This is a genomic window from Solimonas sp. SE-A11 (assembly GCF_030345715.1).
Taxonomy (GTDB): domain Bacteria; phylum Pseudomonadota; class Gammaproteobacteria; order Nevskiales; family Nevskiaceae; genus Solimonas_A.
In genome coordinates, this window is sequence record NZ_JAUASX010000001.1 from 383,460 (window position 1) to 396,841 (window position 13,382).

A 13,382-nucleotide genomic window follows, 5' to 3' on the forward strand; every position below is an offset into this window, starting at 1 on the left:
CCACGACCCTCTCCGAGAACCTGCTGCACTCAGGAAGCACCCATGATCAAGGATTTCAGGAACAAGCTCTGCGTCATCACCGGCGGCTCCAGCGGCATCGGCCTGGCCGTGGCCGAGGAACTGGCCCGCCGCGGCGCGCGCCTGCTGCTGGTGGCGCGTGGTGCCGAGCAGCTCGAGAAGGCCGCAGCCTCGCTGCGCGCGCTCGGCGCCGCCGAGGTGCAGACCATCAGCGTCGACGTCGCCAGCGACGAGGACGTGGCACGCCTGCCCGCCGCGATCCAGGCCATGGGCCCCGCCGCCGACGTCGTCATCAACAGCGCCGGCATCGTCAGCGGCGGCCTGCTGCACGAGCTGCCGATGCACGAATGGCGCCGCCTGCACGAGATCAACGTGCTCGGCGTGGTGCGCGTGCTCAACGCCGTGGTGCCCGCCATGCTCGCGCGCTCCGCGCGCGGCGAGGGTGGCGGCCACATCGTCAATATTGCCTCCGGCGCCGGCCTGGTCGGCTTCACCGGCCTGGGCGGCTATGTCGCCACCAAGGCCGCCGTGGTCGGCTTCACCGAGAGCCTGCGCAGCGAACTGGCCGCCGCCGGCATCGGCGTCACCGCCGTGTGCCCCGGCTTCGTGCAGACGCCCATCGCCTCCAAGGTGCAGCTGTTCGGCCGCATGGACACGCCGCGCACGCAGGCCTTCATCCAGAACTGGTTCAAGACCAACAACCTCCAGGCCGAGACCGTGGCCAAGCGCACGCTCGACGGTATCCGCCGCAACCGCGCCATCGTGGTCGTGGGCCGCGACGCCGTATCCGGCTACTGGACCAAGCGCGTCGCTCCCTGGCTGCTGGATCGCTTCCTGCGCCAATCGGCCCGGCCGCTGACGGCGAAGAAGAAGGCTGCTTAACAAAGAACCCTCTCCCGCTCGTGGGAGAACAGGCAACACTGTTGGAGTTCATGCGGTGAAAAAACTTCTCCTCGCCTTTGTCGCGCTGCTCGTCATCGCCTTCGTCGCCTTCCAGGTCCCCGCCGTGCAGGACCGCCTGGTTGGCGCCGTCATGAAGCGCAACATGGACAACCGTGATCGCCAGGCCCTGTTCGCAGACGACGCCATGCGCCTGCTGGTCTGCGGCAGCTCCTCGCCGTTTCCGTCGGAAGATCGCGCGCGCCCCTGCCTCGCCGTGATCGCGGGCGGCAAGTTCTACGTGGTGGACACCGGCTCCGGCTCCTGGAACCGCCTGGCCCTGCTGCGCATCCCCGGCGATCGCATCGGCGCCGTGCTGCTCACGCACTTCCACTCCGACCACATCGGCGACCTCGGCGAGTTCGACATGCAGACCTGGGTTGCCGGCCGCCCCGGCCCGTTGTCGGTCTACGGCCCGGAGGGCGTGGAGAAGGTGGTGAGCGGCTTCGGCCAGGCCTATGAGCTGGACCACGGCTACCGCGTGGCGCACCACGGCGCCGAGATGCTGAAGCCCGAGTACGGCCACATGAAGCCCATCACCGCCCAGCTCGGCGACGGCCCGCAGCCCCTGTTCACCGACGGCGACCTGCGCGTCAGCATCTTCCCGGTGTCGCATGCACCGATCCATCCCGCCGTCGGCTACCGCTTCGACTATAAGGGCCGCTCCATCGTCATCAGCGGCGACACCACCAAGGATGCGCGCGTCGTCGCCGCATCCAAGGGCGTGGATCTGCTGGCGCACGAGGCCCAGAACCAGGAGATGGTCGCGCGCCTGGCCGCCACCGCCGAGTCGCTGGACCGCCCGCGCCTGCGCAAGGTCTTCCACGACATTCCCGACTACCACACCAGCCCGGTCGAAGCCGCCGAGGTCGCCAACGAGGCCGGCGCCAAGCTGCTGCTGATGTACCACCTGACCCCGCCGCCGCCCAAGGCCCTGGAGCGCCGCTTCCTCGCCGGCGTCAGCGACATCCGCCCCAAGGGCGTCGCCCTGGCCCGCGACGGCATGCTGGTGGAACTGCCGCTGGCCGGCGGCGAGCCGGTGGTGACGCAGCTGCGCTGATTCGCTGTGCCTTGCCCCTCTCCCCTTGCGGGAGAGGGTGAGCTGTCGCGCTTTGGCGATGACTCGATGTCATCGCCTGCGATGGATCACGGGCGGCCATGGAGGGCCGCCCAGGGGCTGGATGGGCGAGCAGAAGTCCCGCCATGGATGGCGTCACCGGAGTTGCACTCCTGCCCTAAAAGCGCACCGCCCCGCTTTCTGAAAGAATCCGCGCGATGACTGCCTTCCCACGTCTCCCGCGATGAGTCTTGACCGCTACACCGACGACACCCTGGCCACGCTGTTCCAGCCCCTCGCCGATGGCCTGCTGGACTGGCCGGCCGAAGGCGGCGCCCTGTTCCTGCGCGCCCAGGACGGCCTCGCCCTGCGCCAGGCACCGCGTCCCGGCCTGGTCTGCGAGCAGGAGTTCAAGCCCGCCGCCGATGCCCTGGGGCAAGCCGGCCTGCCCACCGTCGAGCTCGAATCGCTGGACCCGTCGCGCCGCTATCCGCTGGTGCTGCTGCTGCCGCCGCGCCAGCGCCAGGAAGCGCGCGGGCTGTTCGCCCAGGCCGTGGCCCGCTGCGCTCCCGGTGGCCGCGTGCTGGCCTGCATGCGCAACGACGAGGGCGCCCGCACCGGCGAGGACGACCTGGCTCGGCTGGCCGGCGGCGTCAGCAACCGCTCCAAGCGCAAGTGCCGCGTCTTCTGGACCGCCCCGCTGCAAGGCCCCGCCGACACCGTGCTGGCCGAAGAGTGGGCGAGCCTCGACGCACCACGCCCGATCCTCGAGGGCCGCTTCACCAGCCGCCCCGGTGTCTTCGCCTGGGACCGGATCGACGCCGCCTCCGCCCTGCTCGCCGCCAACCTGCCCGCCGATCTCTCTGGCCACGCCGCCGATCTCGGCGCCGGCTACGGTTACCTCAGCGCCGAGCTGCTGGCGCGCTGCCCGCAGATCACCGCGCTAGACCTGTATGAAGCGCAATCACGCGCGCTGGCCATGGCCAGGCTCAACCTGCAGTCCGCGCGCGTGCCGGTGGAGTTCTCCTGGCATGACGTCACCATCGGCCTGCCGCGCCGCTACGACAGCATCGTCAGCAACCCGCCCTTCCACGCCCAGGGCGGCGAAGAGCGCCCCGACATCGGCCGCAGCTTCATCGCCGTGGCCGCGCAGTCGTTGAACCCCGGTGGCCGCTTCTGGATGGTGGCCAACCGTCACCTGCCCTACGAGCGGGCGCTGGACGAGCACTTCGGCGAGATCCGCAGCGTCGCCCAGGCCGGCGGCTTCAAGGTCGTGGAGGCCCGCAAGCCGAGGCATCGGTCATGAGGCTGGTGCGCCTGATCGCCAACCTCGGCTACGGCAGCCGCAAGGACGTCACCGCTCTGTTCCGCCAGGGCCGCATCACCGATGAGGCAGGCGAGGTCCTGTACGCCGACGACAAGGTCGAGCACGCCGCCATCCGCATCGACGGCGAGCCGCTGGACCCGCCCGCCGGCCTGACGCTGATGCTGCACAAGCCCACCGGCTATACCTGCTCCACCAAGGATCGCGGGCAACTGATCTACGAGCTGTTGCCGCCGCGCTTCCGCGAGCGCTCGCCGCTGCTGTCGACGGTGGGCCGGCTGGACCGCGACACCAGCGGCCTGCTGCTGATGACCGACGACGGCGCCCTGCTGCACCGCATCGTCTCCCCCAAGGCCGGCCTCCACAAGATCTACGAAGCCACTCTGGCCCAGGACCTGCGCGGTGACGAGGCCGTCATCTTCGCCAGCGGCGAGCTGATGCTGGAATCGGAACAGACCCCCCTGGCCCCCGCCCAGATGGAAACCCTGGGCCCGCGCCACGCGCGCCTCACGCTGACCGAAGGCCGCTACCACCAGGTGCGCCGCATGTTCGCCGCGGTGGGCAACCACGTGAACAGCCTGCACCGCCCCAGCATCGGCGGCCTCTCCCTGCAGGACCTCCCCAGCGGCCAATGGCGCCAGTTGGGCCCCGAGCACCTGGAGACGCTGTTCGGGCGCTGAGTCAGCAGCACTTGCGAGGGGCAACAAACCATCTCCCTCTCCCCTTGAGGGAGAGGGGCTGGGGAGAGGGGGCACCATCAGTTCCTGCCGCCACCCCATTCCCTCAACCCACCTCAATCTGTAAATGGCCGTATCAACCTGAGACCCCCGCCACAACTTCCCGCCCCTTGCCCGCCTAGAATCCCCACACCTCCAACACCCGCGCGGCGCCTCGACACATGCCCGATTCCCCGCCGCCCCCCAGACCCCTCAGCGCACTGCCCGCACCCCGCGGCTGGCCGCTGCTGGGCAACCTGCCGCAGCTGGGGCAGGGGCGGATTCATCAAGTGCTGGAGCGTTGGGTGCAGCAGCACGGCCCGCTCTACCGGGTCCGCTTCCTCAACAAGCAGCTCCTGGTGATCGCCGACATCGAGCTTTGCCGCCGGGTGCTGCGCGAGCGCCCCGACAACTTCGGGCGCTTCCCCGCCTTCCACCGCATCATCTCCGACATGGGCCTCACCTCCCTGTTCTCCTCGGAGGGCGAAACCTGGCGTCGCCAGCGCCGCGTCTTCATGCGCGCGCTCAACATCCACCACATGGCGCCCTTCATGCCGAAGCTGGACGTCATCACCGGCCGCCTGCAGGGTCTGTGGCAGCGCGCCGCCGACAGTGGACAGCCGGTGACGGTGCTGGACGACGTCATGCGCTACACGCTCGACGTCACCACCCGCTTCGCCTTCGGCTACGACGCCAACGCCCTGGAGACGCACGAAGACCCCATCCAGAAACACCTGAGCCGCATCCTCCCCCAGGTCAGCCGCCGCGCCCGCATCCCGTTTCCCTACTGGCGCTGGTTCAAGCTCAAGGCGGACCGGCAACTCGACGCCGATATCGCCGGCGTACGCGGCTACATCGAGAACCTGATCGCCGACGCCCGCAAGCGCATCGCCGGCGACGCCAGCCTCGCCGAGCGCCCCACCAACTTCATCGAGGCCCTGCTCGTCACGCGAGATGAGGATGGCTCCGTCTTCAGCGACAACGACATCTTCAGCAACGCCCTCGGCACGCTGGTGGCCGGCGAAGACACCACCGCCATGACGCTGGCCTGGATGATGTACTTCCTCGCGCAGAATCCAGAGGCGCAGGAGCGCCTGCATGAGGAAGCGGTACAGGGCGGGGTAGAGCGCCCCTACCTGGATGCCGTCATGAGCGAGACCTTCCGCCTCAAGCCCGTGGCGCCCGTATTTTTCCTGCACGCGAACGTGGACGTGGCACTGGGCGGCTACGCCGTGCCCGCCGGTACGGACCTGGTGCTGGTCACGCGCCCGGCTGCTGCCGACCCTATTGAGTTCCCCGGCGACCCGGGCTTCCGACCCGAGCGTTGGCTCTCACCGCAGCCCAGCTATGTCAATCGCGCGCCGCTGGCCTTCGGCCACGGTCCGCGCCTTTGCCCCGGGCGCAATCTCGCGCAATTGGAAATCCGTACGGTCGCCAGCATGCTGGCACGCGAATTCCGCATCCGCCTGACAGACGATCGGCCAGTGGAAGAGAGCTTCGCGTTCACCATGGCGCCCCAGAACCTGAAGCTGCGTTTCGAGAGCCGCTGAGCTTTTCCTCCTTCTCACCGCTTGCGGGGAGAGAATTGGGATGAGGGGCCGCGCCCTCCGGCGGGTCGCCTGCCGCGGATCGAATACAGGGGGCTTCAATCCTCGATCGCCTCGATGCCTCGTCGCTCCAGTTCTTCGATCCCGTCGCGCATTTGCTTGAGTCGTTCCGGAGAGTGTCCTTCCCACTCGGTTACTTCGCCGATCACCCGGAAGCCGTGCCGAGAGCGATAGGATTCCGTGGGATTCCCGGGGAACTTCTTGTCCGTCAGATTGGGGTCGTCCTCGATGGGGCCCGTAGGTTCCACGACATAGATCCTGCCTACGCCGGCACCGGCGGCCATTTCGGCTCCCCAGATGGCCGCATCCAGGGTGGCGGTCAGATAAACGAAAACGGCTTTCTTCCTTTTTCCGTAGTTGGATGCATGACCTGGCACGATCAGTTCACCCATCTTCAGGTGGGCTTTCGTGCCGTGGTAGTACGTCTGCGAATCCGACATTGCCTGCTCCATGCTGCCTGCCATTCCGGCAGGGCGCCGATGCTGAACCCTCGACAGGGGCTTCCCGCAAGCCCCCTGGTGTTATATAAATTGGATGTGGGAGGCGCCTGGCGCCTCCTTTTTGGTTTGCGAGACAAGGCCGGGGCGATTCTTCAACGGGACACGGCACAAGCGCTCCCGCCCCAAGTCTGAAGAGCGCCGACACGGGATTGGATCAAAGGCTTGCTTGATTGCGGCAGCCCTCTCCCGAATGCTCAAATGCACCGGCTCCATCCAGGCGTCGCGCAGGACCCGGACCATGAAATTCCATAAGTACCAGGCCCTCCGCAACGATTACATCGTGGTCGAGTTCGATGCAGCGCAAACGCCATCCCCAGCCCTGGTCCGGCGCATCTGCGACCGCCACTACGGCCTGGGCTCGGACGGCATCCTCATGCCCGGCCATGCCCCCAACGGCGACCACGCCCTGCGCATCTTCAACCCGGATGGCTCGGAAGCGGAGAAGAGTGGCAACGGCATCCGCATCTTCGCGCGCTACCTCTGGGACATGAAGCGAGTCAGCGACCAGCCGTTCCGACTGATAACCAAGGGCGGCGTCGTTCAGTGCCAGGTGCAGGACCACGGGCGGCAGATCATGGTCGACATGGGCAAGGTCACGTTCGACAGCGCTGAAATCCCCATCGCAGGGCCCCAGCGGGAAGTGATCGACGAGGAGCTGGATGTCGCGGGCGAGAAGATTCGTTTCAATGGCGCCAGCATCGGCAACCCCCACTACGTCATCCACGCTGACGCCACCAGCCGAGCCATGGTCGAGCGGCTGGGCCCGCTCATCGAGCGGCACGAGAAATTCCCGAACCGGACCAATGTGCAGTTCGTGAAGATCGCCAGCCGTCGACGGATCGAGATCGAGATATGGGAGCGCGGCGCCGGCTATACGTTCGCTTCCGGCAGCAGCAGTTGTGCGGCGGCCGCTGCGTCCGTGCGTCGTGGCTTCTGCGATCCCGATCTGGTGGTCGCCATGCCAGGCGGGGAGTTGTCGATCAGCGTGTCGACTGCATTCGAGGTCCGGATGACCGGCCCTGCCGCAAAGGTGGCCGAGGGCGTCCTCTCGCCTGAACTGATCCGGGCCGCAGCCTGATCGGAAAAGCGGAGGGCAGGGCCAGTCCCGCCTTTCGCGAAAGCTAGGGTTTACCCGAACAACATTGCCCGATGCGCCGAGGCTCCGGCCTGCGCGCCATCCCCCACCGCCAGCGCCACGTTGCCCGCCATGCGCGCGGCATCGCCGCAGGCGAACACACTGGGCACCGTGGTCTGCTTCAGGGCGTCGGTACGGATGTAGTGTCCCATCGGGCTTTCATCCAGCTCGCAGCCGAGTTGTTGCGCCAGTGGGCTGGCCATCGTCATATGCGTGGCGGTGAACAGCCCGTCCAGCACCACGCGCTCGTCGTCTTCCAGTTCCACCGTCGCGGTATCGGCCAGGCGCCGCACGCGACGTGTCTCGATGCGGACACCACGGGCCTGCAGTGCCGCACGCTGCTCGGCGTCGGGCTCGAAACTGCCGTTGATGAAGAAGGTGACTCGTCCCCAATGCGGCAGCATCAGCGCGTGGTGCATGGAATTCGGGCCCACGGCGAGCACGCCGATGCGGCCTTCGTTCAACTCATAGCCGTGGCAGTAGGGGCAATGGAAGACGCTGCGTCCCCAGCGCTCCGCCAGGCCCTCCACCGCCGGCAGTCCGTCCTTCACACCGGTAGCGAGCACCAGGTATGAAGCCTGGAAGCCTGCGCCATCTTCCATCGACACACTGAAGCCGCCTTCCTCGCGCCGGGCCGAGGCGGCGCTGCCGTCCTGCCACTGCACGTTGGGGTAGGCCAGCAGTTGCTGGCGCCCCTCGGCGGCGATCAGTTCGGGCGGCCGTCCGTCCTGTCCCAGGAACCCGTGGGAAGCCTGCGCGAAACGGTTGCGGCGGATGCCGGCGTCGATCACCAGCAGGCGGCGTCGCGCGCGGGCCAGTTGCAGGGCGGCAGACAGGCCGGCGTAGCTGCCGCCAACCACGATGGCGTCGTAGCGGCTGGGGTTTTCAGTGGACATGAGGTGTCTTCCTGCGCGAGTGCGCTTGGTAGCGTCGATTGAAGTCGGCCGAGAGGTCGGCCAGCGTGACGCCGGAGAGCCGGCCGATCAGCAAGGCCTCGGCCTCCTGGAAGGCCTTGTCCAGGCCTTCGTTCACGGCCTGCTCCACCAGGCACTGCGGGTTTTCCTCGCGGTGCCCCATGGCAAAGACGCCTGGCGCGCCTACGGCGTCATAGATGTCGCGCAGCGTCACCTTGGCCAGGTCGCAGCTCAGCGTCCAGCCGCCGCCCGGGCCCTTCACGGCCTCCACGTAGCCCAGCGCGCGCAGCCCCGCGAGCGTGCGCCGCACCACCACCGGGTTGGTCTGCAGGTATCCCGACAACTCCTCGGAGGTCAGGGCCCGGTCGCTGTGCGCCATGTGCAGCAGCACGTGCAGCACCGAGGAAAGCTTGCAGTCCTTTTTCATGTAACAAACAATGATACATATTGGCGGACCTGTCGAGCCGCGCCGGCGGCAAAATCCTGTAGGTCACTGATTCGCGGTGAAATCGGGCGGGCCGGTGGCCCCTGAACTCCGGGCGTCGGCGCCGGTCTACACCCTTGAACCTGCAAAACGGCAGGCATTTCCATTCACTCAGGAGTTCAAGGATGAGCGCCAACAAGATCGTCGAAACCGTCAAGGATGCTGTCGCCGAAGCCAAGGGGAAGGTCGAGTTGATCGGTGCCCACGGCAAGGACGTGATCCAGACCGGCGCACAGACCCTACAGGCCGCCAAGAGCGTTGTCGTGGAAGGCGGGCAGCAGACGGCCCAGGTGCTGGCCAACACCAAGGAAGAACTGCAGCGCACGCTCAAGGACGGCGTGGCGCAGATCGGTCACAAGCTTTCGAACCTGGCCACGCCCACCCACAAGGAGCAGGCCGCCGCGCGCAAGGCCGAGGTCAAGGAGAAGAAGCAGCGCCGTCGCGGCAACGGGGCCGCCGCCCAGGCCGGCGCCTAGCTGCAGGAGCGCCTGCAAGGGCCTGAATTTCTGCGATAAGCTCCCGGGGCCGGCCGGTCCGTGATCGGCCGGCCCCTCTCACTGCAGAAGAAGCCAAGCCCATGAAGACCATCGGATATGCGGCCCTGTCCGCCACCACGCCCCTGGCGCCGTTCACCGTCGAGCGCCGTGAACTGCGCCCCAACGACGTGGCGATGGAAGTCCTCTACTGCGGCGTCTGTCACTCCGACCTGCACACCGCCCGCAACGACTGGGGCTGGAGCACCTATCCCTCGGTCCCCGGCCACGAGATCGTCGGCCGCGTCACCGCGGTGGGCAGCGAGGTCAAGCGCTACAAGGTCGGCGACTCGGTGGCCGTTGGCTGCATGGTGGACAGCTGCCAGAGATGCGACCAGTGCCAGAAGGGTGATGAGCAGCTCTGCCGCCAGGGCAATACCCAGACCTACAACGGCAAGGACCGCATCACCGGCGAGCCCACCTTCGGCGGCTACTCCAAGCACCTCGTCGCGCGCGAGGAATTCGTGCTGCGCGTGCCCGAGGGCCTGGATCCTGCGCGTACGGGCCCGCTGCTCTGCGCCGGCATTACCACCTACTCGCCGCTGCGCCATTGGAAGGTCGGCCCCGGTACCCGCGTGGGCGTGCTCGGCCTCGGCGGCCTCGGCCACATGGCGGTGAAGCTCGCCGTGGGTCTGGGCGCCGACGTCACCGTGCTGAGCCGCACGCCCGACAAGCAGGCCGACGCACTCGCCCTGGGTGCCCACCGCTTGCTGGTGTCGTCCGACAAGGACGCCATGAAGAAGGCCAAGGGCAGCTTCGACGTCATCATCGACACCGTGCCGGTCAAGCATGACGTCACGCCCTACATGCCGCTGCTCGACATCGACGGCACACTGGTCATCGTCGGCCAGCTCGGCCCCCTGGCCGAGACCTCCAGCATGCCGCTGGTCTCCGGCCGCCGCCGCATCACCGGCTCGCTGATCGGCGGTATCGCCGAGACGCAGGAACTGCTGGACTTCTGCGCCGCCCGAAACATCCTGCCGGACTGCGAGATGATCCGTATGGACCAGATCAACGAAGCCTTCGAGCGCATGGAGAAGTCCGACGTGCGCTATCGCTTCGTGATTGACATGGCCTCCCTGTCGCAGGCGAACGCCGACTGAAATCGCTGCTCGCTCGTCTCCGCGGCTGGTGGTGCGGGCTGGTCCTGCGCCTGCCCTGGGCGCGCCCGCCCGCCGCGCCCGCGCTCGCCGGTCCACCGCGCATCTTCATCGACGCGCTGAACCTGGCCTACTGGACCGGCCAGCCGCCGTCCCTGCGCGCGCCACTGACCCTGCTGGCTCGGCTACTGGAACAGGGGCAGGATGCGGTGCTGTACTTCGACGCCAATGCCCGCTATCGACTGGGTGACGAGAGAGCCGTCTACGAGCTTTTGCTGGAGCATCCGCGCCATTGCATCGAGGTAGCCTCGGGCAAGCGTGCCGACGGCGTGCTGCTCCGCATGGCCACCGCCTGCAAGGGGTGCGTAGTGAGCCGCGACAAGTATCGTGACTTCCGCAAGCGTTACCGCCGGCTCATCGACGATCCGGCGCGGCTACTCGGCGGCGGCGTCCGCGAGCGATGCTTGCGGGTTCCACAGCTGCAGATCGATGTGCCGCTGCCGGCATCCGCGCAGGAGGCATGGGAGCGGTTGGCGCCGTTGCTCGTGAAAGATGTGCCGCGCGCTCGGGCATAGGCCCGTATCCTCAGGCCCCCGTCACCTTTTCCACCATCCACAAGCGATCCTGTCCCCAGGTGTTGAAGTCGCCCGCACGGAAGCTCGGCACGCCCCACAACCCCGCCGCGAACAGCGCGTCGCGGTTGTCCTGCGCGTACTGCGTGTCGATGCCACGCGCCAGCTTCGCCGCTGCCGGCGCCCAATCCAGGCGGCAGCGCTCGTAGATGCTCCGCAGCACGTCGTCACGTCCGGCATCCAGGCCCTCGGCCCATACGCTCTGGCCGGCGATGGCGCAGTAGCGCAGCTGTGTATCCACATCCGCCTCCAGGGGGAACACCGTCAGTAGCCGCGATGCCGGATCGCCCACCGGATCGTGGATGCGGCCGAAGGGGATGCCTTGCGCGTCGGCGCAGCGCTTCACGTCGCGCACGATGTACAGGCGCTTGATCGACGGCACCGGCAGTCCGCGCATCACCATGGGCAGCACCGGGCGTACCCGCAGCTCCGTGCCGTGGCCGGTGGCGCGTCGGCGCAGCAGTTCCACCGCGGCCAGGTAGGAATAGGGGCTGCGGAAGCTATACCAGAACTCCAGCGGCGTGCCGGGTGCGACCGGCGCCTCCGGCAGTCGCGAGGCATCCAGCGTCGACAGTGGTGCCGAGTCTCCCAGCACACCGTCGGCCTTCAGCCGTGCCCGCAGGAATTCCAGACGGTCCAACGCCCAGAACCACTCGCCGTGGTACTGCCACATGGCGGGCAGGTAGTGAGCCAACTGGCGACGCCGTGCGGCATTGGCCTGCAGCAGTTTCTGCAGGCTGCCGGAATCGGCCACTGGCCCGCTGATCGGCCGGCCATCGTCCAGCTCCCGCAACGCCGCCTCCTCGGCCGCCAGGAACTCCGCGCCATCCCCGGCCGCCGCCAGGCGGGCCTGCAGCTGCGCGATCTGCACGGGCGTCAGCATCCGGGGCACCGGCAGGCCATGGCAGGGCGCCAGGCGGGCCGCGTCGGTGGCGGCGAAGGCGCGCTGGCGGGCTTCCTCGGGATAGGTCTCGGCGTTGGGCGTGGGCACCAGGCGGATGCGCAACAGGGTGCCCAGGCGCGGCAGCAGGCGCCGCGCCAGCGCGGCGCAGAGCTGGGAGTGCGGGTCCCCGGCCTCGTAGTACAGCTCCAGGTCGGGGCCCGAGCGCCAGCGTGCCAGCAGGTTCTGCGAGCCGGCGATGCGCTCGGCAATACGTGACTTGAAGCTGGGCGGCAAGCCGGCAGCCGGCAGTGTGGCGTTATTCATGGGGCCTATGGTCTCCAGGGTCCTTGACCGTGTCCAGAGGGTAGTTTACATAGTGTAAATATCAATGGAAGGGCCGCAGGCAAGGCCGCTTCCGCATAACCGGGGAGTGGGGACGTGGACAAGCCTTATGTGATGCACGGCTGGCATCTGTCGTATTTCAGTGGCAAGACCCGCGCCTACCTGCGCTACAAGGGCGTGCCTTTCGAAGACCGCGCGGTGGACGCGCTGACGCTGCTGTGGAAGATCCCGCGCAAGACCGGCGCCGCCGTCATGCCGGTGGTGGTCACGCCGCAGGGCGAGTGGCTGCAGGACACCACCGACATCGCCGAGGCCATCGAGCGGCGCTTCCCGGAGGCGCCGGTCACCCCCGCCACCCCGCGCCAGCGCATCGCCGCGCTGCTGCTGGAAGCCTGGGCGGACGAGTGGTGGATCCCCCCGGCCATGCATTACCGCTGGATCTACCCGGAGAACTACAAGCTGTTCCAGGCCGACAGCGGCGACGGCCTGCTGCCCTGGTTCCCTCGCGTGGTGAAGGATCGCTTGGCGGCCTACGTGGCCGACAAGATGCGCAGCTACCTGCCCGCGGTGGGTGTGATCCCCGAGCAGCGCGCCGTCATGGAGCGCTGGACCGAGGACATGCTCGACGCGCTGGAGAAGCACTTCGCCGTGCTGCCTTTCCTGTTCGGCACGCGCCCCTCGGTGGCGGACTTCGGCCTCATCGGCCCGATGTACGGCCACCTCGGTCGCGATCCCTGGCCGAAGAAGCACCTGGTGGAACCGCGCCCGCATCTCAAGGCCTGGATCGAGCGCATGAACCAGCCCAAGGTCCGCGGCGGCGAGTTCCTGCCGGACGACGCCATCCCGGAAACCCTGCAGCCGTTGCTGGACGCGGTATTCCGCGAGTTCTACCCGATGGTGGAAGGCATCCGCGATGAAGTGCGGGCCGCGCTGAAGCAGAAGCCCGCCCGCTCGCGCCTGCCGCGCGCACTGGGCACCATCGAATTCCCCATGGGCCAGGGCCGCTTCCGCCGCGCCGCCATGCCCTACACGCTGTGGATGATGCAGCGCGTGCTCGACGCCTACGGCGCACTGGATGCCGCCGGTCGTGGCCGAGTCGATGCCTGGACCGCCGCGCAGGGCGTGCCGGATGCCATGCGCCTCGACATCGGCGTGAGGCTCAAGCGCGTGGGGCTGCACGTGAAGGCGGAGCGCTGAG

The 13,382-nt window shown here is 68.0% G+C and carries 14 protein-coding genes; 10 read left to right on the forward strand and 4 right to left on the reverse strand.

Going from position 1 to position 13,382, the window contains the following annotated elements:
• The first annotated feature begins 42 nt into the window (after positions 1-42).
• The 5 genes from QT386_RS02035 (at position 43) to QT386_RS02055 (ending at position 5,604) form a co-directional block, all read left to right on the forward strand.
• On the forward strand, positions 43-900 hold the full coding sequence (locus QT386_RS02035) for an SDR family oxidoreductase (RefSeq protein WP_289272061.1): 858 nt from the start codon (positions 43-45) through the stop codon (positions 898-900).
• Between the two features lie 55 nt (positions 901-955).
• Positions 956-2,017 carry an MBL fold metallo-hydrolase gene (locus tag QT386_RS02040; protein ID WP_289272062.1) on the forward strand — a complete coding sequence of 354 codons (1,062 nt, stop codon included), beginning with the start codon at positions 956-958 and terminating at the stop codon, positions 2,015-2,017.
• Between the two features lie 241 nt (positions 2,018-2,258).
• Positions 2,259-3,320 (forward strand): class I SAM-dependent methyltransferase, encoded by a 1,062-nt coding sequence (locus QT386_RS02045; RefSeq protein ID WP_289272063.1) that lies wholly within the window; start codon positions 2,259-2,261, stop codon positions 3,318-3,320.
• On the forward strand, positions 3,317-4,018 hold the full coding sequence (locus QT386_RS02050) for a pseudouridine synthase (protein ID WP_289272064.1): 702 nt from the start codon (positions 3,317-3,319) through the stop codon (positions 4,016-4,018). The genes QT386_RS02045 and QT386_RS02050 overlap by 4 nt, the downstream gene beginning before the upstream one ends.
• Positions 4,019-4,236: 218 nt before the next feature.
• Positions 4,237-5,604 (forward strand): cytochrome P450, encoded by a 1,368-nt coding sequence (locus QT386_RS02055; protein WP_289272065.1) that lies wholly within the window; start codon positions 4,237-4,239, stop codon positions 5,602-5,604.
• 95 nt (positions 5,605-5,699) lie between these two features.
• Here the strand turns inward: QT386_RS02055 and arr are convergent, their stop codons facing one another.
• Complete coding sequence (arr, locus tag QT386_RS02060) at positions 5,700-6,101, reverse strand: NAD(+)--rifampin ADP-ribosyltransferase (protein WP_289272066.1); 402 nt, start codon at positions 6,099-6,101, stop codon at positions 5,700-5,702.
• A gap of 298 nt (positions 6,102-6,399) precedes the next feature.
• Here arr and dapF point away from each other — a divergent pair, with 298 nt between their 5' ends.
• Complete coding sequence (gene dapF, locus QT386_RS02065) at positions 6,400-7,239, forward strand: diaminopimelate epimerase (protein ID WP_289272067.1); 840 nt, start codon at positions 6,400-6,402, stop codon at positions 7,237-7,239.
• A 50-nt stretch (positions 7,240-7,289) separates the two neighbouring features.
• On the opposite strand, the gene QT386_RS02070 is transcribed toward dapF, so the two are convergent.
• Both QT386_RS02070 and QT386_RS02075 read right to left on the reverse strand, forming a co-directional pair.
• On the reverse strand, positions 7,290-8,192 hold the full coding sequence (locus QT386_RS02070) for an NAD(P)/FAD-dependent oxidoreductase (protein ID WP_289272068.1): 903 nt from the start codon (positions 8,190-8,192) through the stop codon (positions 7,290-7,292).
• On the reverse strand, positions 8,182-8,637 hold the full coding sequence (locus QT386_RS02075) for an Rrf2 family transcriptional regulator (protein WP_289272069.1): 456 nt from the start codon (positions 8,635-8,637) through the stop codon (positions 8,182-8,184). The genes QT386_RS02070 and QT386_RS02075 overlap by 11 nt, the downstream gene beginning before the upstream one ends.
• Before the next feature lie 182 nt (positions 8,638-8,819).
• On the opposite strand from QT386_RS02075, the gene QT386_RS02080 reads away from it, so the two are divergent.
• The 3 genes from QT386_RS02080 to QT386_RS02090 all read left to right on the forward strand — a co-directional run bounded on the left by QT386_RS02080 (position 8,820) and on the right by QT386_RS02090 (position 10,902).
• Entirely contained in the window at positions 8,820-9,170 is a 351-nt protein-coding gene (locus QT386_RS02080) for a hypothetical protein (protein ID WP_289272070.1), read from the forward strand.
• A gap of 101 nt (positions 9,171-9,271) precedes the next feature.
• Positions 9,272-10,330 (forward strand): NAD(P)-dependent alcohol dehydrogenase, encoded by a 1,059-nt coding sequence (locus QT386_RS02085; RefSeq protein ID WP_289272071.1) that lies wholly within the window; start codon positions 9,272-9,274, stop codon positions 10,328-10,330.
• A gap of 107 nt (positions 10,331-10,437) precedes the next feature.
• Complete coding sequence (locus QT386_RS02090; protein ID WP_289272356.1) at positions 10,438-10,902, forward strand: hypothetical protein; 465 nt, start codon at positions 10,438-10,440, stop codon at positions 10,900-10,902.
• 10 nt (positions 10,903-10,912) lie between these two features.
• On the opposite strand, the gene QT386_RS02095 is transcribed toward QT386_RS02090, so the two are convergent.
• A complete protein-coding gene (locus tag QT386_RS02095) occupies positions 10,913-12,166 on the reverse strand; it encodes a DsbA family protein (protein WP_289272072.1) in 1,254 nt (417 codons plus the stop codon).
• A gap of 114 nt (positions 12,167-12,280) precedes the next feature.
• On the opposite strand from QT386_RS02095, the gene QT386_RS02100 reads away from it, so the two are divergent.
• Positions 12,281-13,381 carry a glutathione S-transferase family protein gene (locus QT386_RS02100; RefSeq protein WP_289272073.1) on the forward strand — a complete coding sequence of 367 codons (1,101 nt, stop codon included), beginning with the start codon at positions 12,281-12,283 and terminating at the stop codon, positions 13,379-13,381.
• The last annotated feature ends 1 nt before the right edge of the window (position 13,382 follow it).